General features: G+C 73.4%; 22 protein-coding genes and 1 tRNA gene. 9 read left to right on the top strand and 14 right to left on the bottom strand.

Translation table 11 applies throughout. From position 1 onward, the window contains the following. The first annotated feature begins 66 nt into the window (after positions 1-66). Positions 67-1,848: a DUF4012 domain-containing protein gene (locus AB1207_RS19155; protein WP_367640008.1), complete on the top strand. Its 1,782-nt coding sequence runs from the start codon at positions 67-69 to the stop codon at positions 1,846-1,848. 155 nt (positions 1,849-2,003) lie between these two features. Continuing rightward, the gene (locus AB1207_RS19160; RefSeq protein WP_367640009.1) at positions 2,004-2,348 is read left to right on the top strand and encodes an LAVTG motif-containing sortase-dependent surface protein; all 345 of its coding nucleotides are present in this window, start codon (positions 2,004-2,006) and stop codon (positions 2,346-2,348) included. Between the two features lie 83 nt (positions 2,349-2,431). Here the strand turns inward: AB1207_RS19160 and pth are convergent, their stop codons facing one another. The 5 genes from pth to AB1207_RS19185 form a co-directional block, all read right to left on the bottom strand. Then, a complete protein-coding gene (gene pth / locus AB1207_RS19165; protein ID WP_367640010.1) occupies positions 2,432-3,028 on the bottom strand; it encodes an aminoacyl-tRNA hydrolase in 597 nt (198 codons plus the stop codon). Between the two features lie 28 nt (positions 3,029-3,056). Then, positions 3,057-3,716, bottom strand: a complete 660-nt coding sequence (locus tag AB1207_RS19170) for a 50S ribosomal protein L25/general stress protein Ctc (RefSeq protein WP_367640119.1) — start codon at positions 3,714-3,716, stop codon at positions 3,057-3,059. A 174-nt stretch (positions 3,717-3,890) separates the two neighbouring features. Continuing rightward, positions 3,891-4,868, bottom strand: a complete 978-nt coding sequence (locus AB1207_RS19175; protein WP_367640011.1) for a ribose-phosphate diphosphokinase — start codon at positions 4,866-4,868, stop codon at positions 3,891-3,893. Next, positions 4,865-6,358: a bifunctional UDP-N-acetylglucosamine diphosphorylase/glucosamine-1-phosphate N-acetyltransferase GlmU gene (gene glmU, locus AB1207_RS19180; RefSeq protein WP_367640012.1), complete on the bottom strand. Its 1,494-nt coding sequence runs from the start codon at positions 6,356-6,358 to the stop codon at positions 4,865-4,867. Before glmU ends, AB1207_RS19175 begins: the two co-directional genes overlap by 4 nt. 133 nt (positions 6,359-6,491) lie before the next feature. Further along, positions 6,492-6,563 (bottom strand) — tRNA-Gln (locus AB1207_RS19185). A gap of 108 nt (positions 6,564-6,671) precedes the next feature. Here AB1207_RS19185 and AB1207_RS19190 point away from each other — a divergent pair. Both AB1207_RS19190 and AB1207_RS19195 read left to right on the top strand, forming a co-directional pair. Continuing rightward, positions 6,672-7,301 (top strand): TetR family transcriptional regulator, encoded by a 630-nt coding sequence (locus tag AB1207_RS19190; protein ID WP_367640120.1) that lies wholly within the window; start codon positions 6,672-6,674, stop codon positions 7,299-7,301. After that, the gene (locus AB1207_RS19195) at positions 7,298-7,828 is read left to right on the top strand and encodes a MarR family winged helix-turn-helix transcriptional regulator (RefSeq protein WP_367640013.1); all 531 of its coding nucleotides are present in this window, start codon (positions 7,298-7,300) and stop codon (positions 7,826-7,828) included. The genes AB1207_RS19190 and AB1207_RS19195 overlap by 4 nt, the downstream gene beginning before the upstream one ends. A 21-nt stretch (positions 7,829-7,849) precedes the next feature. Here the strand turns inward: AB1207_RS19195 and AB1207_RS19200 are convergent, their stop codons facing one another. Beyond that, a complete protein-coding gene (locus AB1207_RS19200; RefSeq protein WP_437178990.1) occupies positions 7,850-9,337 on the bottom strand; it encodes a sugar transferase in 1,488 nt (495 codons plus the stop codon). A 336-nt stretch (positions 9,338-9,673) separates the two neighbouring features. Here AB1207_RS19200 and AB1207_RS19205 point away from each other — a divergent pair, with 336 nt between their 5' ends. Together AB1207_RS19205 and AB1207_RS19210 are read left to right on the top strand one after the other, a co-directional pair. Beyond that, positions 9,674-11,452: an ABC-F family ATP-binding cassette domain-containing protein gene (locus AB1207_RS19205; protein ID WP_367640015.1), complete on the top strand. Its 1,779-nt coding sequence runs from the start codon at positions 9,674-9,676 to the stop codon at positions 11,450-11,452. A gap of 678 nt (positions 11,453-12,130) precedes the next feature. Next, positions 12,131-12,400 carry a hypothetical protein gene (locus AB1207_RS19210; protein ID WP_367640016.1) on the top strand — a complete coding sequence of 90 codons (270 nt, stop codon included), beginning with the start codon at positions 12,131-12,133 and terminating at the stop codon, positions 12,398-12,400. Positions 12,401-12,559: 159 nt separating this feature from the next. Here the strand turns inward: AB1207_RS19210 and AB1207_RS19215 are convergent, their stop codons facing one another. The 6 genes from AB1207_RS19215 to AB1207_RS19240 form a co-directional block, all read right to left on the bottom strand. Further along, positions 12,560-13,501, bottom strand: coding sequence for a 4-(cytidine 5'-diphospho)-2-C-methyl-D-erythritol kinase (locus AB1207_RS19215; RefSeq protein WP_437178991.1), 942 nt, complete (start codon positions 13,499-13,501; stop codon positions 12,560-12,562). A 5-nt stretch (positions 13,502-13,506) separates the two neighbouring features. Further along, positions 13,507-14,373, bottom strand: a complete 867-nt coding sequence (rsmA, locus tag AB1207_RS19220) for a 16S rRNA (adenine(1518)-N(6)/adenine(1519)-N(6))-dimethyltransferase RsmA (protein ID WP_367640018.1) — start codon at positions 14,371-14,373, stop codon at positions 13,507-13,509. Continuing rightward, positions 14,346-15,509, bottom strand: coding sequence for a resuscitation-promoting factor (locus tag AB1207_RS19225; RefSeq protein WP_367640019.1), 1,164 nt, complete (start codon positions 15,507-15,509; stop codon positions 14,346-14,348). The genes rsmA and AB1207_RS19225 overlap by 28 nt, the downstream gene beginning before the upstream one ends. Positions 15,510-15,770: 261 nt before the next feature. Beyond that, positions 15,771-16,589 (bottom strand): TatD family hydrolase, encoded by an 819-nt coding sequence (locus AB1207_RS19230; protein WP_367640020.1) that lies wholly within the window; start codon positions 16,587-16,589, stop codon positions 15,771-15,773. Further along, positions 16,586-18,388 (bottom strand): methionine--tRNA ligase, encoded by a 1,803-nt coding sequence (metG, locus tag AB1207_RS19235; protein ID WP_367640021.1) that lies wholly within the window; start codon positions 18,386-18,388, stop codon positions 16,586-16,588. Before metG ends, AB1207_RS19230 begins: the two co-directional genes overlap by 4 nt. Positions 18,389-18,398: 10 nt before the next feature. After that, the gene (locus AB1207_RS19240) at positions 18,399-19,538 is read right to left on the bottom strand and encodes an acyltransferase family protein (RefSeq protein WP_367640022.1); all 1,140 of its coding nucleotides are present in this window, start codon (positions 19,536-19,538) and stop codon (positions 18,399-18,401) included. A 128-nt stretch (positions 19,539-19,666) separates the two neighbouring features. On the opposite strand from AB1207_RS19240, the gene AB1207_RS19245 reads away from it, so the two are divergent. Both AB1207_RS19245 and AB1207_RS19250 read left to right on the top strand, forming a co-directional pair. Beyond that, positions 19,667-19,897, top strand: coding sequence for a DUF3072 domain-containing protein (locus AB1207_RS19245; RefSeq protein WP_367640023.1), 231 nt, complete (start codon positions 19,667-19,669; stop codon positions 19,895-19,897). Positions 19,898-19,913: 16 nt separating this feature from the next. Beyond that, on the top strand, positions 19,914-20,654 hold the full coding sequence (locus AB1207_RS19250) for a VOC family protein (RefSeq protein WP_367640024.1): 741 nt from the start codon (positions 19,914-19,916) through the stop codon (positions 20,652-20,654). Between the two features lie 11 nt (positions 20,655-20,665). Here AB1207_RS19250 and AB1207_RS19255 read toward each other — a convergent pair whose 3' ends face one another. Together AB1207_RS19255 and AB1207_RS19260 are read right to left on the bottom strand one after the other, a co-directional pair. After that, the gene (locus AB1207_RS19255; protein WP_367640025.1) at positions 20,666-21,628 is read right to left on the bottom strand and encodes a quinone oxidoreductase family protein; all 963 of its coding nucleotides are present in this window, start codon (positions 21,626-21,628) and stop codon (positions 20,666-20,668) included. 38 nt (positions 21,629-21,666) lie between these two features. Next, the gene (locus AB1207_RS19260) at positions 21,667-22,713 is read right to left on the bottom strand and encodes a LacI family DNA-binding transcriptional regulator (protein WP_367640026.1); all 1,047 of its coding nucleotides are present in this window, start codon (positions 22,711-22,713) and stop codon (positions 21,667-21,669) included. Positions 22,714-22,844: 131 nt separating this feature from the next. On the opposite strand from AB1207_RS19260, the gene arfA reads away from it, so the two are divergent. Further along, a complete protein-coding gene (arfA, locus tag AB1207_RS19265) occupies positions 22,845-24,356 on the top strand; it encodes an arabinosylfuranosidase ArfA (protein WP_367640027.1) in 1,512 nt (503 codons plus the stop codon). The last annotated feature ends 2 nt before the right edge of the window (positions 24,357-24,358 follow it).

The raw sequence follows: 24,358 nt of genomic DNA on the forward strand, positions 1-24,358 counted from the left end.
CTCCGACACGAGCCCGGTCACGGCGAGGCCCCGGGGCACGGGGCCCACGGTCGCTACTGTCGCGGCGTGTCCGGCAACGCAGAGCAGCACCTGACCGAGCCCGCGCCCACCCCGGCCCGGCGGCGCCCGCCCGTCCTGCGCATCGTGCTGGGCCTGCTGCTCCTGCTCCTGCTCGCCTGGGCGGCCGCCGTGGCCGTCGCGAGCGTGCAGGCCGGTCGCGCCCTGCAGCGCGTCGCCGCCGAGGCGCCCCGCCTGGAGGGTGAGGTGCGGGCCGAGGACTGGTCCGGCGCCCGGGAGCGGGCCACCCGCGTCGCCGACGAGGCGGCGGCCGCCGACCGCGCCACGTCCCAGCTGCCGTACCGCCTGGCCACCCACGTGCCGTGGGCCGGCGCCCAGCTGCAGGCCGTGGCCGGCGGCGCGCACGCGGCCGCGCTGCTCACGGAGCCGCTGCCCGACGCCCTCGGCGTGGTCGACGGGGTCCTCGGCCAGGGCCTGGTCTCCGCCGACCGCACCGTCAACGTCGCCGGGATCCAGCAGCTGACCCCGATCGTCCTGGACTACCAGACGCGCATCGAGGAGGCCCGGACCGCGCTGCACGACGGGGAGAGCCCGGAGGTGCTGTCCGTCATCAGCTCTCGCCTCGACCCCGTGACCGCGCAGCTGGACCAGGTGTCGGGCCCCCTGGGGACGGCGACGCAGGTGCTGCCGCAGCTGCCCGCGCTGCTCGGCGCGCAGGGGCCGCGCACCTACCTCGTCGCGTTCACCAACCCGGCCGAGGTCCGTCCCGTGCAGGGCATCGTGGGGGCCTACGCCTACCTGTCCGTCGAGGGCGGCCGCATCTCGCTGACCCGCACCGGGACGGACAACGACCTCTACGCCGCCCGCGCCGACGTGGGGCTGGTCGGGCAGGAGTACCTCGCGCTCTACGGCCAGGACGCGGCCCGCGTGCAGAACGTCACCCTCGGCGGCAGCGCCGACGAGGCCGGCGTCCTGACGTCCTCCCTCGTCACCGTGGCCGGGTTGCCCACCCCCGACGTCGTCGTCTTCGTCGACCCGGTGGGCCTGGGCCAGCTGCTCGGCACCGAGCACCCGCCGCTGCAGCTCGGGCCCTTCGGGGACGTCGCGACGGCCGACCTGGCCCGCACCCTGATGTTCGACGCGTACGTGCGCTTCGGCACCGACCAGGACGCCCGCAAGGCGTTCCTGGCCGTCACCTCCGCCGCGGCCTTCGAGGCCGTACTGTCCGACGGCCTGTCGACGGCCGCGCTCGACGGGGCCCGGGAGGCCGTGGACACCGGTCACCTCGCGGTGTGGTCCAGCCGGCCCGAGGAGCAGTCGGCGCTCGTGGCGGCAGGGGTGGCGGGCGTGCTCGGCCCGCCCCGCGACGCGGTCGCCCGCGTGGGGCTGACGGGCGTGGTGCCCTCGAAGCTGGACTACTGGGTGGCCCCGACGTTCACGGTCTCCCCGCCCTGCTCGGGTGCCGGGACGGCGACGAGCTCCCTGTCCCTGTCCCTGGCGAACTCGGTGCCGGCCGAGGTGCCCTCGTACGTCTCCAACGCCGCCGCACCGCGCGCCGCCGACCGGCGCACGGCCGTCGAGACGGTCTCGCTCTGGGTCGCCCCGTGGGTCGGTCTGGACCAGGTGACGGTGGACGGCCAGCCGGTCGCGGCGGCCGTCGACAGCGAGGAGGGGTGGCGGCTGGTGCGGGTCACGGTGTCCGTGCGGCCGGGCACGTCCACGACGGTCGACTGGCGCTTCAGCGGGGCCGCCGGCGCCCTGCCCCGGACCGTGGAGGGCCCCACGACGGCGACGGCACCCACCGTGACGGCGGGCAGCTGTACTCCGTAGGTGTTCACCCGAACGTGTTGATGTCGTCACTCCCGTCACACCACGACCCGCGGATAGGGCCGATCGGCTGGACTCGGGGGTGACGTTCCGTCATCCTGGGGGCCGCCTCACGATCACAGGGTTCGCTGGGGCACTCGAAGTGGGGGGAATCCACCGTGCGCAAGACCACCGTCCGACTGGCTGCTGCCGGGGCTCTGACCGTCGCCGCTCTGGGCGCCACCTCCGGTGCGGCCCTCGCGAGCACCGGCTACGTCCCGAACACGCCGACCCCGACCGTCTCCGACGTCGTCACCCCGTCGGCCAGCCCGACGACCGGCGGTTCCACGCCGGGTGCGTCGGTGTCCCGCACCACCACCCCGGCCGCCGTCGGCGACTCGAACGACGAGCTCGCCTACACCGGCGCCGACGTCCTGCCCTGGGCCGCGGCTGGCACCGTGCTGGTCCTCGGTGGCGCCGCGATGGTCATCGCCGGGCGCCGCAAGCCGGGTCGCTCGCACTGATCCGCTGAACGGACGACGAAGGGCCGCCGGGTTTCCCCGGCGGCCCTTCGTCGTTCGTGTCCTCGTGCACGCAGGGGCGTCCCTCAGGCCGGCGCGTGGAACTTCTGCTGCGCCGCCTCGAGGCCCTCGAGGACGAGCTTCTCGACGGCGTCGGCGGCGTCCATCAGCAGGAACGGGAGGTCCTTCTTCTCCGTGCTCGAGAACTCCTTGAGCACGAAGTCGGCGGGGTCCTGCCGACCCGGCGGACGACCGATGCCGACGCGCACCCGCGCGTAGTCCTTGTCCCCCAGCGACTTCGAGATGGAGCGCAGGCCGTTGTGGCCGCCCTCGCCGCCGCCGCGCTTGAGGCGGACGGCGCCGAAGTCGATGTCGAGCTCGTCGTGCAGGACGACGGTCCGCTCGACCGGGACGTCGAAGTAGCCGGCGAGCCCCGCAACGGGGCCGCCGGAGACGTTCATGTACGACGTGGGGGCCGCGAGGACGACCCGCGGCCCGGGCGCACCGCCGGGCAGGACGCCGAGGCGGACCTCGGCGACCCTGGCCCCGGACCGGTGCCGCTTGAAGGACCCGCCCGTGCGCGACGCCAGCTCGTCGAGCACCATCTGGCCGACGTTGTGCCGGGTGCGCTCGTACTCGGCACCGGGGTTTCCCAGGCCGACGACGAGCCAGGCGTCGCTCACGGGGTGCGGTCCTCCTGCGGGGTGGGGCTCAGGACTCGTCGGACTCGGACTTCTCCTCGGCCGGGGTCTCGCCGGCCTCGGAGTCGGACTCCTCGCGCACGATGCCGGCCTCGGCCTCGGCGGCCTCGAGCTCGGCCTCGACCTGGGCGGCGGTGGCGGCGGCGCTGACGACGACGACGAGCTGCTCGGCGTCACCGGCGAGGGTGACACCCGAGGGCAGCTGCACGTCGGAGGCGGCGACCTGGGAACCGGCCTCCAGGCCCTCGACGGACACGGTGAGGGAGGCGGGGATGTGCGTGGCCTCGGCCTCGACGGACAGCGTCGTCAGCTCCTGCTGGACGACGGTCTCCGGTCCGGCTTCGCCCTCGACGTGGACGGGGACGTCGACGACGACCTTCTCGCCACGACGCACGACGAGCAGGTCGACGTGCTCGATGAAGCCCTTGATCGGGTCGCGCTGGACGTCCTTGGGCAGGGTCAGGTGCGACTCGCCGTCGACGGTGATGTCGAGCAGGGCGTTGGAGGCGCGCAGCGCGAGCAGCGTCTCGTGGCCGGGCAGCGTGATGTGCAGCGGCGCCTCGCCGTGGCCGTAGACGACCGCGGGGATCTTGCTGGCGCGACGGATGGAGCGGGCGGCGCCCTTGCCGAAGCTGGTGCGCTTCTCGGCGGTGAGCTTGGTCTCGGCCATGGTGGTGGTCTCCTCGATCTCGGGACGGACGGCGTGCAAGGCCCCGGGAGAGAACAGCGACTCATCCACCGCGTCGATCACGGTGTCCGCTCGATCTGGACCGAGCGCCACCCTCGCCGAGGCAACCGGCGGAGAGTCTACCCGCTCCGCCGGCCGCCTCCTGCGGTCAGCCGGTCAGCTGTGACCGTCGAAGAGGGAGGTCACCGACCCGTCGTCGAACACCTCGCGGATGGCGCGGGCCAGGAGCGGGGCGATCGAGAGGACCGTCAGCTGCGGGAACTGCTGCGACGGCGCGATGGGCAGGGTGTCCGTCACGATGAGCTCGGAGATGGGCGAGTTCTTCAGGCGGTCGACGGCCGGGCCGGACAGCACGGCGTGCGTGGCGGTGGCGATGACGTCGGCGGCGCCGTTGGCCTTCAGCGCCTCGGCGGCCTGCACGATCGTGCCGGCGGTGTCGATGAGGTCGTCGACGAGGACGCAGGTGCGGCCCTCGACGTCACCGACGACCTCGTGCACCTTGACCTGGTTCGGCACGTTCGGGTCGCGGCGCTTGTGGATGATCGCCAGGGGCGCACCGAGGCGGTCGGACCAGAGGTCGGCCACGCGGACGCGGCCGGCGTCCGGGGAGACGATCGTGATGTTCGAGCGGTCGACGCGCTTGCCGACGTGGTCGGCCAGGATCGGCAGGGCCCACAGGTGGTCGACGGGACCGTCGAAGAACCCCTGGATCTGGGCGGTGTGCAGGTCGACCGACATGAGCCGGTCCGCGCCGGCGGTCTTGAACATGTCGGCGATGAGGCGGGCGGAGATGGGCTCGCGGCCGCGGCCCTTCTTGTCCTGCCGGGCGTAGCCGTAGAACGGCGCGACGACCGTGATGCGCTTGGCCGACGCCCGCTTGAGCGCGTCGACCATGATCAGGTGCTCCATGATCCACTGGTTGACGTTGGCGGTGTGGCTCTGGATGACGAACGCGTCCGACCCGCGCACGCTCTCCTCGAACCGCACGTAGATCTCGGAGTTCGCGAAGTCGTAGGCGCTGGTCGGGACGAGCTCGGCCCCCAGCTCCTTCGAGACCTGCTCCGCCAGCTCCGGGTGTGCCCGCCCGGAGATGAGGACCATGCGCTTCTCGCCCGTGGTGGTGATGCCGGTCATCGGTCGGTCTCCTGCCCTTCGGCCTCGCCCGCGGTGGGGCCTTCGTTCACGGCCCGCTGCGCCGCCTGGGCCGCGGGAGTTCCTGGTCGCTTGTCGAGGGTCCAGCCCTCGAGGTTGCGCTGGGGCGCCACGTTGATCGCGAGCGCCCCGGGGGGCACGTCCTTGCGGATCACCGTGCCGGCCCCCGAGTAGGCGCCGTCGCCGACGGTGACCGGCGCGACGTACATGTTGTCGGACCCCATCCGGACGTGGTCGCCGATCGTGGTGTGCGACTTGGTCACGCCGTCGTAGTTCACGAAGACGGAGGCCGCACCGATGTTGGAGTGCTCCCCGATCGTCGCGTCCCCGACGTAGGACAGGTGCGGCACCTTCGAGCCCCGCCCGATGCGGGCGTTCTTCGTCTCGACGAAGGTGCCGATCTTGCCGTCGTCCCCGAGCCGGGTCCCCGGCCGCAGGAACGCGAACGGCCCGACGTGGGCGCCCGCGCCGAGGACGGCCGCGCTGCCGTGGGTGCGTTCGACGACCGCGCCGGCACCGACCTCGACGTCGGTGAGCGTGGTGTCGGGGCCGACGACGGCACCCGTGGCGACGCGCGTGGCGCCGTGCAGCTGCACCCCGGGCCGCAGCGTCACGTCCTGGGCCAGCTCGACGTCGGCGTCCACCCACGTCGTGGCCGGGTCGAGGACCGTCACGCCGGCGAGCATCCAGCGGCGCAGCGTGCGGCGGTTGGCCTCGGCGGCGAGCTCGGCGAGCTGGGCGCGGTCGTTGACACCGCGGATCTCCCACTCGTCGTCCAGGGCGAGGGCCTCGACGCGGCCGCCGTCGGCGCGCAGCAGGGCCAGCACGTCGGTGAGGTAGACCTCCCCGGCCGCGTTGTCGCGGCCGACCCGGGCCAGGGCGCCCCGCAGGGCGGCGGCCTCGAACGCGTAGATGCCGGAGTTGACCTCGCGCACCGACCGCTGGGCCTCGGTGGCGTCCTTCTGCTCGACGATCGCGCTGACCCCGGCCTCGTCGCGCAGCACGCGCCCGTAGCCGGTCGGGTCGGCGAGCTCGGCGGTCAGGACCGTCATGGCGTTGCCGCCGGAGGTGTGCGCCTGCACGAGCCGGGCCAGCGTCTCGCCGGACAGCAGGGGGACGTCGCCGTAGGTCACCAGGACGGTGCCGGTCAGGCCGGCGGGCAGCGCCTCGAGCCCGCACTGGACCGCGCGGCCCGTCCCGGGGACGTCGTCCTGCAGCGCCACCGTGACGTCCGGGTCGGCCGCCTGGACGGCGCCGGCGACGACCTCGGCCTGGTGCCGCAGGACGACGACGAGGTGCTCGGGGCCGACCTCGCGCGCCGCACGCAGCGCGTGCGCCACCAGCGGACGACCGCCGAGGGGGTGCAGCACCTTCGGCGTCGCGGACTTCATCCGGGTGCCCTCACCGGCCGCGAGCACGACGACGGCTGCGGGACCGGGGGTTCGGACGGTGGCTGACGGTGCGGTGGTCACGCGGGGCGCGCTCCTCGCGGCTCGTCCGGTCGGCTCGTCCGGCTCCCTCGCGGGATCCCGGGCCTGCGCCGGCCGGTGGCGTCGACGGACAGGGGCGAGGATATCCGCCCTCGCGACCCCGCCGGGACCAGCGCTCCCGGGAGAGGATTCGAACCCCTACTGGACGGGACCAAAACCCGCCGTGCTGCCGTTACACCACCCGGGACAGCGTCGTGCCGTCCCATCCTGCCAGGACCCGCGGCGCTCCCCCGGCAGGGCCCCGGAGCCCGTCCGGCAGGATGACCCCGTGACCCCCGGCCGTCCCCGCTCCCGCATGACGGGAGGCGAGCGCCGCGAGCAGCTCATCGGCGTGGGACGGTCCCTCTTCGCGTCCAAGGGCGTCGAGGGCACGACGGTCGAGGAGATCGCTGCGGCCGCAGGGGTGTCCAAACCGGTGGTGTACGAGCACTTCGGCGGCAAGGAGGGGCTGTACGCGGTCGTCGTCGACCGTGAGATCGCCGCCCTGCTCGGGGCCATCACCCGCGCCCTGTCGGGGCGAGGGTCGCCGCGCACGCTGCTGGAGCGCGCCACGATCGCCCTGCTGGACTACATCGAGTTCTCCACCGAGGGCTTCCGCATCCTCGTGCGGGACTCCCCCGCGACGCAGCCCACCGGCACGTTCGCCAGCCTGATCTCCGACATCGCCCGGCAGGTCGAGCACCTGCTCGTCGACGCCTTCGCCGCCCGGGGGTACGCCCCGGAGCGGTCGGGCATGTACGCGCAGATGCTCGTCGGGATGGTCGCGATGACGGGCCAGTGGTGGCTGGACACCCGGGAGCCGGCGAAGGAGGAGGTGGCCGCGCACCTGGTGAACCTCGCCTGGAACGGCCTCACGGGGCTGGAGCCGGAACCCCGGCTGTCCCCCCGCGCCCGTCCCCGCCCGCCCGTGGGACCCGCGCTGTGACCCTCCCCCGCGAGGCCGACGGACCGGGCCGGGACGCCCCCACGGACGAGGTCGACCTCATCGTCGCGGCGTGGCGCCGGGAGGCACCGCAGCTGGACGTCGAGCCGCTGGAGGTCCTGTCCCGCGTGGCCCGGCTGGCCCGCCACCTGGACCGGCTGCGCCGCAGCGCGTTCAGCGCGCACGACCTGGAGACGTGGGAGTTCGACGTCCTCGCGGCCCTGCGCCGCGCGGGTGCCCCGCACGAGCTGTCCCCCGGGCAGCTGCTGGTGGAGACCCTCGTGACGAGCGGCACGATGACCAACCGCGTCGACCGGCTCGTCACGCGCGGGCTGGTGCAGCGCAACCCCGACCCGGGCGACCGGCGCAGCGTGCGCGTCCGGCTGACGCCCGCGGGATCCGACGTCGTCGACGCGGCGCTGGCCGACCTCGTCGAGGCCGAGCACCGGATGCTGGACGTCCTGGGACGCGAAGAGCGCCGAGCACTCGCGACGCTGCTGCGTCGGGTGTCGGCGCCCTTCGAGGGCTGAGCCCCCGGGTCCGGACAGGCCTCAGTAGGCCCCACGACCGCGGAGCACGGCCCCGGCGGTCTTCCAGAGGATCATGAAGTCGAACGTGAAGGACCAGTTCTCGACGTAGCGGACGTCGAGGCGGACCGACTCGTCCCAGTCGAGGTCGCTGCGGCCGTTGATCTGCCACAGACCGGTCAGACCGGGCTTGACGAGCAGACGGCGACGCATGTCGTAGCCGTACTCGTCGACCTCCTTCTGCAGCGGCGGGCGAGGCCCGACGAGGGACATCTCGCCGCGGACGACGTTGATGAGCTGCGGCAGCTCGTCGATCGAGTACCGGCGCAGGACGCGGCCGATGCGCGTGATGCGCGGGTCGACCTTCATCTTGAAGAGGACGCCGTTGCCGTCGGTGGACTCGCGCAGGTCGATGAGCAGCTTCTCCGCGTCGGTGACCATCGAGCGGAACTTCATCATCGGGAAGGTCTTGCCGTCCTTGCCGACGCGCTGCTGCTGGAAGAAGACCGGGCCCTTGCTGTCGATCTTGATGGCGAGGGCCAGGAAGAGGAACAGCGGGCTGAGGACCACGAGGGCGAGGCCGGCGCTGACCCGGTCGACCGTCGTCTTGGCCAGGCGACGGACACCCTCGAGCTCGGGCCGCTCGACGTGCAGCAGCGGCAGGCCGCACACGGGGCGGATCGCCACGCGCGGGCCGATGACCTCGGTCAGGGCCGGTGCGACGACGAGGTCGGCACGGGTGGCCTCCAGCTCCCAGCCCAGCCGGCGCAGACCGGGGCCGTCGAGCTCGGGGCAGGCGGTGACGGCCACGACGTCGGCGTCCACGCTCGTCACGGCGTGCCGGACGTCGTCCAGGCTGCCGATGACCGGGATGCCGAGCTCGCGCAGCTCCGCGTCGTCCTCGGCGCTTCCGCGGCCGCCGGGGACGCAGGCCCCGACGATGCGCATGCCGTGGTAGCTGGCGCGGTGCAGCTGGCGGGCCATGCCGGCGACGGCAGCGCGGTGGCCGACGGCGACCACGGTCTGGCTGGCCTCACCGCGGGTGCGGCGCGCGTGCAGCTGCTGGCGCAGCGCGTAGCGACCGATGAGCGTCAGGAAGATGGCGATCGGGAAGGCGACCACGACGTAGCCGCGGGCGATCTCCAGGCCGAAGGCCCAGGAGCTGGTGCCCACGAGGGCGACGACGGCGAGCCCGGCGGTCAGGACGCGGTGGAACTCCTCCGAGCCGACCCCGAGGAAGCGCGGCTCGTAGGTGCGCAGTGCCCCCATCGCCACGACCCACAGGACGGGGAGCAGCACGGCGCAGGCGACGACCGCCCGACCGGAGGTCAGCGACAGGTCGGCGGGTGAACCGTTGAAGCGGGCGAAGAAGCCCACGAAGGCCGCGAAGGCCGCGGCCAGCGCGTCCACGGCGACGATCTTCTGGACGTACGTGCGCTGCCACGCCGGGGTGCGCTCGGGGAACCCGAGGCTGCCGCGCTGGCGCGGGACGAGCAGACGTTCGCGACGCACGGCGTCAGCGGTCCCGTCTGCGGGTGAGGTGCCGAGCAACTGGTCGTCGAGCTCCCCGGGAGCCGTCCTGGCCCCGGGCACGTCGCTGATGCTCAAAGTCCCCCCTGGACTGGTGCGTCGCCCACCGGTCACCGGCGGCGGCACCGCGGCGCCGCCCCCACGGGACCAGCGGTGCGTGGCACAGAGTAGGGGAAGGCCACCCGAACGACGCAAGGGGTGACAGCCGCTGTGACGATCGACCTGCAGGAATCGACCGGATGGCCTCACCCGTTTGACGCAATGGTCACTGAAGATCGCAGAGAGTGATCGGACCGCTCAGGCGCCTACCCTGGAGGGGTGGCACACCTGCTCGGCGGCGAAGCGCTCCGTCTCGAACACCCCACCCGCGTCGTCTTCGACTCCCTGACCCTCGGCGTCGACGAGGGGGACCGCATCGGCGTCGTGGGCCGCAACGGCGACGGCAAGTCGAGCCTGCTGGGGCTGCTGGCCGGGCGCACGACCCCCGACGCGGGCCGGGTGACCCGCCGCGGCGGGGTGCGCGTGGGCGTCCTGGACCAGACCGACGACCTCGACTCCGACGCCACCGTCGGACACAGCGTCGTCGGCGACACCGACGAGCACGTCTGGGCCGGCGACCCGAAGGTCCGCGACGTCATCGCGGGTCTGGTCAGCGACATCCCGTGGGACGCCCGCGTCGGTGACCTCTCCGGTGGTCAGCGCCGTCGCGTGGCGCTCGCGGCCGTCCTCGTCGGCGATTGGGACGTCCTGCTGCTCGACGAGCCCACCAACCACCTCGACGTCGAGGGCATCGCCTGGCTCGCCGGGCACCTGAGGACCCGCTGGAGCCCGACCGACGGCGCGCTGCTCGTCGTGACGCACGACCGGTGGTTCCTCGACGAGGTGTGCACCACGACGTGGGAGGTCCACGACCGGATCGTCGAACCGTTCGAGGGCGGGTACGCCGCCTACGTCCTGCAGCGCGTCGAGCGCGACCGCCAGGCCGCCTCGGCCGAGGCCAAGCGGCAGAACCTCATGACCAAGGAGCTGGCCTGGCTCCGGCGCGGCGCCCCGGCCCGCACGTCGAAGCCCAAGTTCCGGATCGAGGCCGCCAACGCCCTCATCGCCGACGTCCCCCCGCCGCGCGACCGCGTGCAGCTGTCCCGCCTCGCCACCGCCCGGCTCGGCAAGGACGTCGTCGACCTGCTCGACGTGTCGGTCTCGTTCGGGGACAAGCAGGTCCTGCGCGACGTCGAGTGGCGCATCGCCCCGGGTGAGCGGACCGGGATCCTCGGCGCCAACGGGTCCGGCAAGTCCACGTTGCTGTCGCTGGTCGCGGGTCTGCGGCAGCCGACGGAGGGCCGGGTCAAGACCGGTTCGACCGTGCGCATCGGCATCCTCGACCAGCAGTTCCGCGAGCTCGCCGACATCGCCGGCGACCGGGTCCGCGAGGTGCTCGCGAGGACGCAGACGACGTTCCTCGTCGACGGCAAGGACATGACCCCCGCCCAGCTGCTGGAACGGCTCGGGTTCGCCCGCGAGCACCTGTCCGCGCGCGTCGGGGAGCTGTCCGGTGGTCAGGCGCGCCGGCTGCACCTGCTGCTGGTGCTGCTGTCCGAGCCCAACGTCCTCATCCTCGACGAACCGACCAACGACCTCGACGTCGACATGCTCGCCGCGATGGAGGACGTGCTCGACACCTGGCCGGGAACGTTGATCGTCGTCTCGCACGACCGGTACTTCGTCGACCGGGTCACCGACCAGCAGTACGCCGTGCTCGAGGGTCGGCTGCGGCACCTGCCCGGCGGGTTCGAGGAGTACCTGCGGCTGCGCGAGGCGGGGGTGGGCGCGGCGCCGACCGCGAGCGCCGCTCCCGCGGTCGAACCGGCGGGTCTGAGCGGGGCGGACCTGCGCGCCGCGCAGAAGGAGATGACGGCCGCCGAACGCCGCCTCGACAAGCTCACGGGCCAGATCGCGAGGCTGCACGAGGAGATGGCCGCCGCCGACCCGTCCGACTACGCAGGGACGATGGAGCTCGACGGCAAGCTCAAGGAGCTCGAGGCCGAGGTGGCGACGCTCGAGGAGCGCTGGCTGGAGCTGTCCGAGCTCGTCGCCTGAGCGGCTGGTCCGGCACGGAGCACGAGCCCTCCTCCTCGATCCGGCGAGCGAGGGCCCGGTAACCCCGGCGCGATGCGTTGCGCGACGTCCCGCAGTCCGCGCGGTGTCAGAACGTCGCTCGACGCCTCGAGCGCCGGATGAGCGGGCGCTCGGTCGAACGAGCCGGGGCAGCTCGACGTCAGCGCTGGTGCGTCGCGTCCCGACACCTCGAACGCAGTGCGAGGTGGTGGAACGTCGCACAGCGGCTCGCCTGGCACCGGTGACATCAGCGAGATCGCAGGGTCGTCCGACGTTCGGCTCGCGGGATGACCGTGACGTCGTGCGTCGCGGTCGGCGTCCTGTGCGCGTGTGGGTGGTCCGACCCAGACCGACCCTGCTGATGACTGGTCGACTCCCGGAGCGCTGTCACAGCCTGCTGGGCGTCTGGTCCGTACCGTGATCGACCTGGACCCGGCACGTCCAGCCGACGCCTCTGAGCACGTCCCGGTCACGCGCGGCCAGCGTCATCAACCGTGCGGTGGCGCACCGCGGCCTGGTCAAGATCAGGGTGAGATCCGGGGCATCCCTGATGTCACCGATCCCTGCCGCGGAGTGAAGCTCGACCCGCGGAGCGGAGCCGGGGTTCACGACGCAGCCTGCGGGGATGCCCGGGTTGAGTCGTCGTCGAAGGAGGACAGCGTGAGCAGCGCAGACGAGTGGATCCAGGAGCGAGTCAACCCCCACGGTCGGGGACTGCCGGTGACAGCCGAGAGCTTGGCCGAGCTGCTGGTGCGAGTCTCGATGTACGGCATTGCCGTCCGCGATGAGCAGGATCCGGTCATGGGCAGCATGTGGGGCCATGTCTTGACGCTGGTGGACAAGTTGGGGGAGCACGCCGGCTTGGAGGTCAACGCGGTCAGCGACGTCTACCGCGCCGAGGTCGCCCGGCTGCAGCTCCCCGTCGATTGAGCTGCCGACGCGATGTCTGATGGCTGCGCGGTCAACTCGAGGGCGGTTCTCGACGTGCCGCCCCCGGAAGTGGTACGTCGCAACCCGTCCAGAGCGGATGAACGGGTCGGGACGTACCACTCCAGCGGGCGGCACGACCAGGCCCCGCGGTGCAAGCCCTCAGGCCACGGCCTCCAGCACGCGCGCGCCGACGGCGGGCCCGGAGGCGGTTCGCAGCCGCCCCTCCCCCACGACGGGCGCCAGCACGGCCGCGACGTCGCGCGCGGCGGTGGCCGACTCCGCGAGCAGCGCCACGGTCGGCCCGGAGCCCGACACGACGGCGCCGAGGGCTCCGGCGGCCCGGCCGGCGTCGAGGGTGCGGGTCAGCTGCGGGGCCAGGGCGCAGGCGGCGTCGGCGAGGTCGTTGGACAGGGCCGCGGCCAGGGCCCGGGGGTCGCCGTCGCGCAGCGCCGCCTCGACGGCCTCCAGCCGCCCGTCGGCCCCCGGCCCGGTCCAGCCCGGCCCGCGCTGCCGGTCGCACTCGGCGAAGACGCGCGGTGTCGAGAGCCCGGTGTCGTCGAGGACGAAGACCCAGTGGAACGCGCCGCGCGTGAGGACGGGCACGAGCTGCTCGCCGCGCCCGGTGCCGACGGCCGTGCGCCCGTGCAGGCCGAAGGGGACGTCGGACCCGAGGTCGGCGCCCAGGGCGGCGAGTCCGTCCAGGCCGGTCCGCAGCTGCCAGAGCGCGTCGCAGGCCACGAGGGCGGCAGCCGCGTCCGCCGACCCACCCGCCATGCCGCCCGCGACGGGCACCTCCTTGCGGACGTGCAGGTGCACGGGTTCCTCGACGCCGGCACGCTCGGCGAGGAGCCGGGCCGCGCGCAAGGCGAGGTTCCTGCCGTCCAGGGGCACGCCGGACACGTCGGTGCCGCCCGCGCCCTCCACCGTGATGCCCCAGGTGTCGGCGGGCGTGGCCGTGACGTCCTCGTGCAGGGACACGGCCTGGAACACCGTCACGAGGTCGTGGAACCCGTCGTCGCGCAACGGCCCGACCTGCAGCAGCAGGTTGACCTTGGCGGGGGCTCGCGCGGTGACGCCGGGTCGGTTCTCGGACACGGGGATCGACCCTAGTGTCCCGCCTCGGCGATCCGGGCGAAGTCGGCGACCGTGAGCTGCTCCCCGCGCGCCTGCGGGTCGACGTCGGCGGCGCGCAGCAGTTCCTCGGCCCGCACCGGGGACCCCGCCCAGGTGGCGAGCGCGGCGCGCAACGTCTTGCGGCGCTGGGCGAAGGCGGCGTCGACGACGGCGAAGACCTCTTCGCGCGAGGCGGCCGTCGCGGGGGCGGGCCGCCGGGTGAAGGCGACGAGCCCGGAGTCCACGCGCGGCACGGGCCAGAAGACCGGAGGCGGGACGGACCCGGCCCGGCGCGCCTCGGCGTACCACGCGGTCTTGACGCTGGGGACGCCGTAGGTGCGGCTGCCGGGGCCGGCCACGAGGCGGTCGGCGACCTCGGACTGCACCATGACGACGCCGTGCCGGAGGGAGTCGAACCGCTGCAGCATCGTCAGCAGGACGGGGACGGCGACGTTGTACGGCAGGTTGGCGACCAGGGCCGTGGGGGCGGGGCCTGGCAGTTCGGCCACCTGCACCGCGTCGGCGACCACGACGTCGAACGAGGTGCCCTGACGCGCGCGGTCCCGCACGGTGGTGGGGAGTTCGGCGGCCAGAACGGGGTCGATCTCGACCGCGACGACGCGGTCGGCCACCTCGAGCAGCGCCAGGGTCAGCGAGCCGAGCCCGGGGCCGACCTCGACCACCACGTCGGTGGCGGTGAGGTCGGCGACCCGGACGATGCGGCGCACCGTGTTGGCGTCGACGACGAAGTTCTGGCCGAGCTGCTTCGTCGGCCGGACGCCGAGCCGGTCGGCCAGCTCGCGGACGTCGCGGGCCGACAGGAGGGAACTGGTCAGAGGTTCTTGCCGCACACGGGCCATTGTCCGGCACCGGCGCGCTGGTACAGCAGCTTGGCGCGGTACGTCTGCTCGGACGCCGACGCCTGGCTCGGCAGACCGCTGCCGCCCACGGCGCGCCACGTCTGGACGGAGAACTGGTAGAGGCCGTGGTACTTGCCGCTGGCCGAGACGATGGAGGGGTTGCCGCCGGACTCGCAGCGGGCCAGGCCGGCCCAGTTGAGGGAGTCGACGCCGCCGCCGACGGACCCGCCGCCGCCACCACCGCTGGACGCGGCGGCCGGGGCGGGAGCCGGCTTGGCCTTCGTGCCGACCTGGACGACCTCCTCGACGGGGGCCGTGTCGACGACCTCGCCGGTGGCGTTGTGCTCGGCGCGCACGCCGTCGCGGAAGAGGTCGGCGAAGGTCACCGTCTTGGACCCGTCGACCCCGGCGGTGACGACCTTCTTCTCACCGGTGAAGAGCTGGTCGGTCTGCTCGGTGCGGCTGCCGTGCGGGATGCCCACCGTCTCGGTGCTCGTGGAGCGGTCGACGCGCACGACGGTGACGGTCATGCCCGCGGCGAGGCGGTCCTTGCCCGCGTTCGACATCTCGTCGCCCGGGCGCATCGTCACGCCGGCCTCGGCGAGGAGGGCGTTGACGTCGGCGCCGGTGCTGGTGAGCTGGCGCGTCTGGCCGTCGGCGACGAGCGTCACGGCCTTGGACGTCGTGACGTCGAGCGACAGGCCCTGGCGGCCGAGCGGTTCGGAGCGGGAGGCCGACAGCTTGGCGCCGTCGGCGCGCACGTCGAGGTCGGCGAGCGCCGCGTCGACGGTCTGGGCCGTCGTCCAGTAGGTCTTGGTCTCACCGTCGACGGTGAGGGTCAGCTGGCGGCCGTAACGGACGACGATCGTCTGGCCGTCCTGCAGCTGGGTGGTCGCGGCGGGGGCCACGATGTCGTGCTCGCCGACGGTGATGCCCCGGTCGGCGAGGACGTCGCCGACGGTGCCGCCGAAGGCGCTGGCCTGGGTGCGCTGCCCGTCGGCGTCGATGACGACGTCCTTGTCGAGCGCCGTGAAGGCGACCGTCCCGCCGACCACCGCCGCGAGGCAGGTGCCGCCCGCGACGAGCCGGACCGTGCGGGAGGTGGTGCGGGCAGCGGAGACCAGGGGGAACGGCACGAGAGGTCCTTCGACGATGTGCCCGGGCACGAGGTCTGGACGCGAGCGCACCTCGGAGGGACCCCCGTCCCCAGGTGCAGCGTGTGGTCCGGCCACCTCGATCCGGCCGACTGGAGCGGACCGTAACCGCTCCGAGACCTCTTCGACAAGCTGCCGTGATCCCTGAACACGCTGCGCCACGACCGGCGACGCTCCACCCGTCCGGATCTGCACCCGTTGCGCCGATCGGGTGACTCGCACCGGCACAGGCCGTGACGAAGGTCACCAGGGACCGTAGACGGCCTCCGTGGTGGCGGCGATGGTCGCGCAGAGCTCGTCGAGGTCCGCCCCGAGCGTCTGCGCCATGGAGCGCACCGTCAGGGGCACGAGGTACCCGGCGTTGAGACGCCCGCGGTGGGGCACCGGCGTCAGGTACGGCGCGTCGGTCTCGACCATGATCCGGTCCCGCGGTGCGACCCGCAGCGCCTCCCGCAGGTCACCCGCGTTCTTGAACGTCACGGTGCCGGCGAAGGAGAGGTAGTACCCCGCGTCGGCGCAGACGCGCGCCATGGCGGCGTCCCCGGAGAAGCAGTGGAAGACGGTGCGCTCGGGGGCGCCCTCCTCGACCAGCACGCGCAGGACGTCGTCGTGGGCGTCGCGGTCGTGGATCTGCAGCGCGAGCCCGAGCTCCTTGGCCAGCGCGATGTGGGCGCGGAAGGACTCCTCCTGCAGGTGCCACTGCTCCGGCGGCGTCCGGAAGTGGTCCAGCCCGGTCTCCCCCACGACGCGCACGCGCGGGTGCCGGGCCAGCGTGGCGATCTCGGCGAGGGCGGCGTCGTACTCCCCCGCGGCCACCAGGTCCGGGACCTCGTTCGGGTGCAGCGCGACCCCGCCGAGCAGCTGCGGGTGCCGGTCCAGCGCCGCGACCGTCCACCGCGCGGCGGGCAGGTCGCAGCCGATCTGGACGCTGCGGGGAACCCCCGCCGCCGCGGCCGCCGCCAGCAGCGCCTCGACGTCCTCCTCGGACTCGGAGTCGAGGTGCGTGTGGTTGTCGGCGACCGGGACGGCGAGGGGTTCCGGTGCGGGTGGGCGTCCCGTCACTGCTGCAGCCGCGCGAGTTCCTCCTCGACGACCGCGGCGACGTCGAGCTTGGTGAAGATCGGCGTCGGCGCGGCGACCGGCGTCCCCGGCACGATCGGCGCCGGACCCCAGGCGGGCAGGGTCTCGCCCCGGCGGTAGTCGCCGGAGAGGACCGGGTACGGCCGGCCGTCGTCGAGGTCGGTGACCTCCCGCAGTTCCGGCAGCGGCGAGACGGTCCCCGTACCACCGAAGGCCTCGTGCACCTTCTGCGCCGAGTGCGGCAGGTACGGCGACAGCAGCGTCCGGCAGTCCGAGACCGCCTGCGCCGTGACGTGCAGGACGGTCCGCATCCGGTCGGGGTCGGAGTTCTTGATCTTCCAGGGTTCCTGGTCGGTCAGGTACTTGTTGACCTCGCCGACGACGCGCATGGCCTCGCCGAGCCCGGCGCGCTGACGGTGGTGCTCGATGAGGTCGCCCACGACGCCGAACCCCGCGCGGGTGGTGTCGAGCAGCGTCCGGTCGGCGTCGGTGAGCTCACCGGCCGCCGGGATCTCGCCGACGTTCTTGGCGATGAGCGAGGCGGTGCGGTTGACGAGGTTGCCCCAGCCGGCGACGAGTTCGCTGGTCGCGCGGGTGGCGAACTCCTGCCACGTGAAGTCGGAGTCGTTGTTCTCCGGTCCGGCTGCGGAGATGAAGTACCGCAACGCGTCCGGCTGGTAGCGCGCCAGGACGTCGCGCACGTGGATGACGACCCCGCGGCTGGAGGAGAACTGCTTGCCCTCCATGGTGAGGAACTCGCTCGCCACGACCTCGGTGGGCAGGTTGAGGTTCCCGAACCTCCCCGGCTCGCCACCGCGCGACCCGCGGCCGTCGTAGGCGAGGAGTTCCGCCGGCCAGATCTGGGAGTGGAAGGTGATGTTGTCCTTGCCCATGAAGTAGTACGACTCCGCGGACGGGTCCGTCCACCACGCGCGCCAGGCGTCGTCGTCACCGGACCGGCGGGCCCACTCGACCGAGGCCGACAGGTAGCCGATGACGGCGTCGAACCATACGTAGAGCCGCTTGGCCGGGTTCTCCTCCCACCCGGCGAGCGGGACGGGGATGCCCCAGTCGATGTCCCGCGTCATGGCGCGGGGCTTCATGTCCTCCAGGAGGTTCTTGGAGAAGTTCAGGACGTTCGGCCGCCAGCGCCCCGTGTCGGCGCGCGTCTGCAGCCAGGAGCCGAGCGCGTCGGCCACGGCGGGCAGGTCGAGGTAGAAGTGCTCGGTCTCGACGAACACCGGCGTCTCGCCGTTGATGCGGCTGCGCGGGTTCTTCAGCTCGATCGCGTCGAGCTGGTTGCCGCAGTTGTCGCACTGGTCGCCGCGGGCGCCGTCGAAGCCGCAGATCGGGCACGTGCCCTCGACGTAGCGGTCGGGCAGCGTCCGTCCGGTGGACGGGGAGATCGCGCCCATCCCCTTCTGCGCGACCATGTACCCGTTGCGGTGGACCGTGCGGAACATCTCCTGCACGACGGCGTAGTGGTTCGCCGTGGTGGTCCGGGTGAAGAGGTCGTAGGACAACCCCAGGCCCTGCAGGTCCTCGGTGATGACCCGGTTGTAGCGGTCGGCCAGCCCCTGCGGGCTCAGGCCCTCCTGCTCGGCCTGCACGAGGATCGGCGTCCCGTGCTCGTCGGTGCCCGAGACCATGAGGACGTCGTGACCCGCCATCCGCATGTACCGGCTGAACACGTCGGAGGGGACGCCGAAGCCGGCGACGTGGCCGATGTGGCGGGGGCCGTTGGCGTAGGGCCAGGCCACCGCGGACAGGACGTGGGTCATGCCGCCGAGTCTAGGGGGCCGGTCGCACCCGGGACCGGGCCCCGCCGGGCAGGGCGAACAACCAGCCCGCGCCGATCCGGCCGGCCAGCGTCTGCACGGCCAGGCACAGCCACACGAGGGCCGCGGTGACGACCAGCGGGTAGGCGACGACGACGACCGCGAGCGCCGGGTGCGGCAGCCGGCCGAAGGCGGGGTTCGTCACCGCGCCGAGCGGCCGCTGCACGAGGAGCAGGACGATGCCGTGCACGACGTACACGGGCAGGGTCCGCCGGCCCAGCCGCAGCAGGGGCTGGCTGAGGCGCGGCAACCGCTGGGTCAGCAGGACGGCCAGGCAGACGCCGACCACGATCGCGGCTGCGCGCGTGGGGATCTCGACGAGCGCGTCGACGAGGACGGGCGGGTGGACGAGGCGGACGGCGGCCAGCACGAGCACGAGCAGACCCCCGACCCCCACGACGAGCGCGGGCCGTTGCCGGGCGGTCAACGACCGGACGGCGTCGGGGAAGCGGGCCCCCGCGAGGAACCACACGAGGTTCTCCACGACGGAGTGCGTGTCTCCGGACCCGGGCAGGACGCCGCAGAAGGAGACGACGGCGAGCACCGCGGCCGCCGCGACGGGAACGGCGGCGGGCCAGCGGCGCGTCAGCCGGGCCAGCACGAAGTACACGGCGAGCGCGTAGAGGTACCACAGGCCGGTCGAGGCCGTGGCCACCGCGGCGGGGAGGTCGCGGAGACGTTCCGGCGCCATGAAGGTCGGGACGGCGACGGCCGTCGAGACCGCGAACCCGATGAGCAGCCAGACCACGTGCAGGTAGAGGTTCTGCCCCACCCGCGGCCGCAGCACGACCCGCCACGGACGCGTGAGGGCGGCGGCCGCGAACAGCCCGGAGATGGCGAAGAAGAGCGGCATCCGCAAGGGGCGCAGGACGACGTCGACGTCGTCCCAGACGGGCGGGGCACCCGCCGCCCAGGGGGCACCGGCGAGGTCGAGGAGGATGTAGGCGACGTGGCCGAGGACGACCAGCAGGATGCAGACGGCCTTGGCGGCGTCGGGCCACGCGGCCCGTGACCGACCGGGCGACGACCCGTCCGGGGCGACCGACGCCACCGGCGCCGCGACGCCCCCTTCCGCCACCACTTCTCCTGCCATGGGACCCCCCTCCCGACACTTGCCGCGGCACACCGTAGCGGTGGCTCCGGGCGGGGGGAACCCTCGCTCACCCCGGGCACCGGACCCGTCGGCGCGCGCCGCGTTCGAACGGGCCGTACGGTCGCCGGGTGAGCGAGCAGACCTCCGGCCAGGACCAGAACCCCGACCCCACGCAGAACGCCGAGAAGGACCCCGAGACCTGGGTCACCGGCGACGAACCGATGACCGGCCCCCAGCGCAGCTACCTGCAGACGCTGGCGCGCGAGGCCGGCCGTGAGCTCCCCGACGACCTCGACAAGGCGCGGGCCTCCGAGCTCATCGACGAGCTGCAGCAGGAGACGGGCCGCGGGAACTCCTGAACGGTAGCGTCCGGGCGTGGACAGCCGTCTGGTGAACGTCGTGGTCGACGCCGTCGACCCGGTCCGGCTCGCGCACTGGTGGCGGCGGGCCCTGGAGTGGCGGCTCGGCTACGCCGACGCGCACGAGACGGACGTCGTGCCGCCTGAGGGCGAACCCGGCGTCGAGCTGGTGTTCCTCCCCGGCGGGGCCCCCAGGGCGCCCGGGTCCCCGCCGAACCGGGTGCACCTGGACCTCGACTCCTCCTCTCCCGCCGACCAGCGCGAGACGGTGGAGTTCCTGCTCGACACCGGGGCGCAGCGCGTCGACGTCGGCCAGGGCGACGCCCCGTGGGTCGTCCTGGCCGACCCCGAGGGCAACGAGTTCTGCGTCCTGGACCCACGACCGGAGTACGACGGGACCGGGCGCGTGGCCGCCGTGGTGTGCCTGGCGGCCGACCCCCCGGCGCTGGCGGAGTTCTGGGCACCCCTGGCGGGGATGCCCTTGGCGCGCAGCACTTCCCGGGTGGCGCAGCTGCGCGGGACGTCCGGTCCCTTCCTCGAGTTCGTCGCCTCGCCCACCCCGCACACGGTGAAGAACCGCTGGCACCTCGACGTGCGGGCGACGCGGTCCGGGCGCGGCCGGGAACGCGTGCTGTCCCGCGCGCTGGAGACGGGCGCCCGCAGGGCCGACATCGGCCAGGGGCCGGGGGTCACGTGGACGGTGCTGGCCGACCCCGAGGGCAACGAGTTCTGCGTCCTGTCCGGAGCCGTCGAGTAGTCCCGGGGCAGTCAGGGCAGCAGCAGCGACTTCCCCGTCGTCCGCCGGCCCTCGAGGTCCTCGTGCGCCCGGCGCGCGTCGGCGAGCGGGTACGTCCCGCCGACGCGGACGACGATCTCTCCGGCGGCGACCCACCCGAAGAGCTCGTCCGTGCGGGCCAGCAGCTCCTGGCGGGTCTGCGTGTACGCGCCGAGGCTCGGGCGGGTGAGGAACAGGGACCCCAGCGCGTTGAGGCGCTGGACGTCGAAGGGTGGCACCTGACCGCTGGACCCGCCGAACAGCGCCACCAGCCCGCGCGGGCGCAGCGCGGTCAGGCTGGCCTCGAAGGTGTCCTTGCCGACGCTGTCGTAGACGACGTCGACCCCACGACCGCCCGTGAGGTCGCGCGCCGCGGCGGGCGCCTGCGCGTAGCCCACGACCTCGTCGGCCCCGGCGGCCCGTGCCAGCTCGGCCTTGGCCGGGGTGGAGACGGTCGCCAGGACGTGGGCGCCCTTGCGCTTGAGCACCTGGGTGAGCAGCAGCCCGACCCCGCCGGCCCCGGCGTGCACCAGCGCCCACGTGCCGGCCTGCACCGGGAACGTGTCCGTCGCGAGGTAGTGCGCCGTGAGCCCCTGGAGCAGGACGGCCGCGCAGACCGTCGGGTCGAGACCGTCGGGAACGGGCACCAGCTCACCGGCCGCGACGAGGACCTGCTCGGCGTAGCTGCCGGGCGCCTCCTTCCAGGCGACGGGCTGCCCCACGGTGAACCCCTCGACCCCGGGTCCGAGCGCCGCGACCCGACCGGCTCCCTCGCTGCCCAGCACCGCGGGCAGCTCGAGGGGGTAGACCCCGCTGCGGCGGTAGGTGTCGATGAAGTTCACGCCGGCCGCCGCGACGTCGACGAGCACCTGTCCCGGCCCCGGCTCGGGGTCGGGGAGGTCGACGAGGGTGAGGACCTCCGGCCCTCCGGTCCGTTCCACCTGGACTGCGCGCACGGGCGCAGCCTGCCAGCCCGCGACACGCACCTCCAGTGTCAGCCGCCGGTGCTCTCCCGCACGACGAGGTGACCCGTCACGGTCAGCAGCCGCTCGGGCCCGTCGAAGCCGGCGAGCCGGTCCGACAGCAGCCGCAGCGACATCTCGGCCATCTCGGAGCGGTCGAGCGCGATCGACGTCAGGGTCGGCGCCGAGTACTGCGCCTGCTCGACGTCGTCGACGCCGAGGACGGCGACGTCCTGCGGCACGCGCAGACCGAGGCGGCGCAGGGCGTGCAGGGCGCCGAACGCCACGAGGTCGTTCGCGGCGAAGATCGCGTCGACGTCCGGGCGCGCCGTGAGCAGGGCCGTCGTGCCGAGGAACCCGTCCTGCCGGGTCCACTCCGCCAGCGGCTGCAGCAGCTCGGGGTCGAACGTCAGGCGGGCCCGGCGCAGCGCGCGCCGGTACCCCTCGACGCGCTGGGCGACGACCGGTGGCCGGGAGGTCCCCGGGTCCTTGTCCCCCACGAAGGCGATGGTCCGGCGGCCGATCTCCAGGAGGTGGCGCACCGCGCTGTCGCCGAGGTCGACGGAGTCGATCGTCACCCGGTCGACCCCGGAACCCTCGCCGTACTCCCCGACGAGCACGGCCGGGGTGGTGTCCCGCCGCTGCTGGAACTCCTCCACCGGCAGGGTCTGGGGCGCGAAGATCAGCCCGTCGACGAGGCGGACGGGGAAACCCGTCGCGACCTCGCGCTCTCGGTCGAGGTCGCCGTCGGTCTGCTCGACCAGCAGCGTGAGCCCCCGCCCGCGCGCCGCGTCCACGAGGGTGGAGGCGAGCTCGCCGTAGTACGGGCTGGTGACGTCGGGCAGCGCGAGGGCCACCAGACCGGTCCGGCCCTGCCGCAGCTGCCGGCCGATCCCGTTGGGGCGGTAGTCGAGCTGGGCGATGAAGGCCTTGACCTTCTCGCGCATCTCCGGCCGCACGTGCGGGTGGTCGTTGACGACGTTGGACACCGTCTTGATCGACACGCCGGCGGCCTCGGCGACGTCCCGCAACGTCGTGGGGCGCGGGGTCGCGCGCGACGGCACGGGCGGGGAGGGCACCGCCGCATTGTGCCACCGGCTGTCTTGACGCCGCCCCCGCTTTCGCGTTGACTGCCTTCCAACGTTGCAAGAGCGCGACGCCGCAGGACCCGCCCGCACACCGACGTGACGCGAACCCAGGAGAGCCACCCGTGCGCACCGCCCGCCTCGCCCTCGACCCCGCCTTCACCGTGGGTCCGGTCCCCCGCCGGCTGTTCGGCTCGTTCGTCGAGCACATGGGCCGCTGCGTCTACACCGGGATCTTCGAACCGGACCACCCCAGCGCCGACGAGGACGGTCTGCGCACCGACGTCCTCGAACTCACCAGGGAACTCGGCCCGACCGTCGTGCGCTACCCCGGCGGGAACTTCGTCTCCGGGTTCGAGTGGGAGGACTCCGTCGGCCCGCGCGAGGACCGCCCCCGCCGGATCGACCGCGCCTGGCGCTCGGTGGAGACCAACCAGTTCGGGCTCGCCGAGTTCGACGCCTGGGCCCGCAAGGTCGGCACCGAGCCGATGATGGCCGTCAACCTCGGGACCCGCGGTCTGCAGGAGGCCTGCGACCTCCTCGAGTACAGCAACCACACCTCGGGCACGAAGTTCTCCGACCTGCGCATCCAGCACGGCTCCAAGGACCCGTTCGGCATCAAGCTCTGGTGCCTGGGGAACGAGCTCGACGGTCCCTGGCAGACGGGCCACAAGACGGCCGCGGAGTACGGTCGCCTCGCCGCCGAGACCGGCATGGCGATGCGCACGGTCGACCCGGACATCGAACTCGTCGCGGTCGGTTCCTCCAGCCGCGCGATGCCGACGTTCGGCGAGTGGGAGCAGACCGTCCTCGAACTTTCGTACCACGCGGTGGACTACGTCTCCCTGCACGCCTACTACCAGGAGCACGACGGCGACGCGGCGAGCTTCCTGGCCTCCGCCGTCGACATGGACCTGTTCATCGACCAGGTCGTCGCGACGGCGGACGCGGTGCGCGCGAAGGGCAAGCACACCAAGAAGATCAACCTGAGCTTCGACGAGTGGAACGTCTGGTACCAGTCCAAGCCGCACCACGGCCCGGGCGTGGAACCGTGGGACGTCGCCCCGCGCGTCATCGAGGACGAGTACTCGGTCACCGACGCCGTCGTCGTCGGAACCCTGCTGAACTCCCTGCTGCGCCACGCCGACCGCGTGCACATCGGCGCCCAGGCCCAGCTCGTCAACGTCATCGGCCTGCTGCGCAGCGAGCCGGGCGGGGAGGCGTGGAAGCAGACCATCGCCCACCCCTTCGAGCAGGTCCGCCGCCTCGCCACCGGGAACGTCCTGCAGGTGGTCACCACGTCGGAGAAGTACGAGACGGCGAAGTTCGACGCCGTCGACGTGGTCGACGCCTCGGCGACCTACGACGAGGAGTTCCTCACCGTGTTCCTCGCCAACCGCGACCAGGAGCAGCCGGCCTCCGTCGAGGTCCCGCTGCGGGCGTTCGACGTCGACCGCGTCGCCACCGCCAAGGTGCTCGCCGCCACCGAGGGGCAGGACCGCCACACGACGAACCTCGAGGGCGACCACTCGGCCGTCGGCCTGCGCCCCCTCGAGGACGTCACCGTCACCGACGGGCTCGCGACGGTGGTCCTGCCGCCGCTGTCCTGGGCCGTCGTGCAGTTCCGCAAGGGCTGACG

Source organism: Kineococcus endophyticus (assembly GCF_040796495.1).
In the GTDB taxonomy this organism is placed as follows: Bacteria; Actinomycetota; Actinomycetes; order Actinomycetales; family Kineococcaceae; genus Kineococcus; species Kineococcus endophyticus.

Excerpts from the sequence above, each read along its gene's own strand:
- AB1207_RS19170 (WP_367640119.1), bottom strand. The coding sequence starts at position 3,716 with ATGGCCGAGACCAAGCTCACCGCCGAGAAGCGCACCAGCTTCGGCAAG.
- AB1207_RS19175 (WP_367640011.1), bottom strand. The coding sequence starts at position 4,868 with ATGACCGGCATCACCACCACGGGCGAGAAGCGCATGGTCCTCATCTCC.
- AB1207_RS19190 (WP_367640120.1), top strand. The coding sequence starts at position 6,672 with ATGACGGGAGGCGAGCGCCGCGAGCAGCTCATCGGCGTGGGACGGTCC.
- rsmA (WP_367640018.1), bottom strand. The coding sequence starts at position 14,373 with ATGGCCCGTGTGCGGCAAGAACCTCTGACCAGTTCCCTCCTGTCGGCC.
- metG (WP_367640021.1), bottom strand. The coding sequence starts at position 18,388 with ATGACCCACGTCCTGTCCGCGGTGGCCTGGCCCTACGCCAACGGCCCC.
- AB1207_RS19240 (WP_367640022.1), bottom strand. The coding sequence starts at position 19,538 with ATGGCAGGAGAAGTGGTGGCGGAAGGGGGCGTCGCGGCGCCGGTGGCG.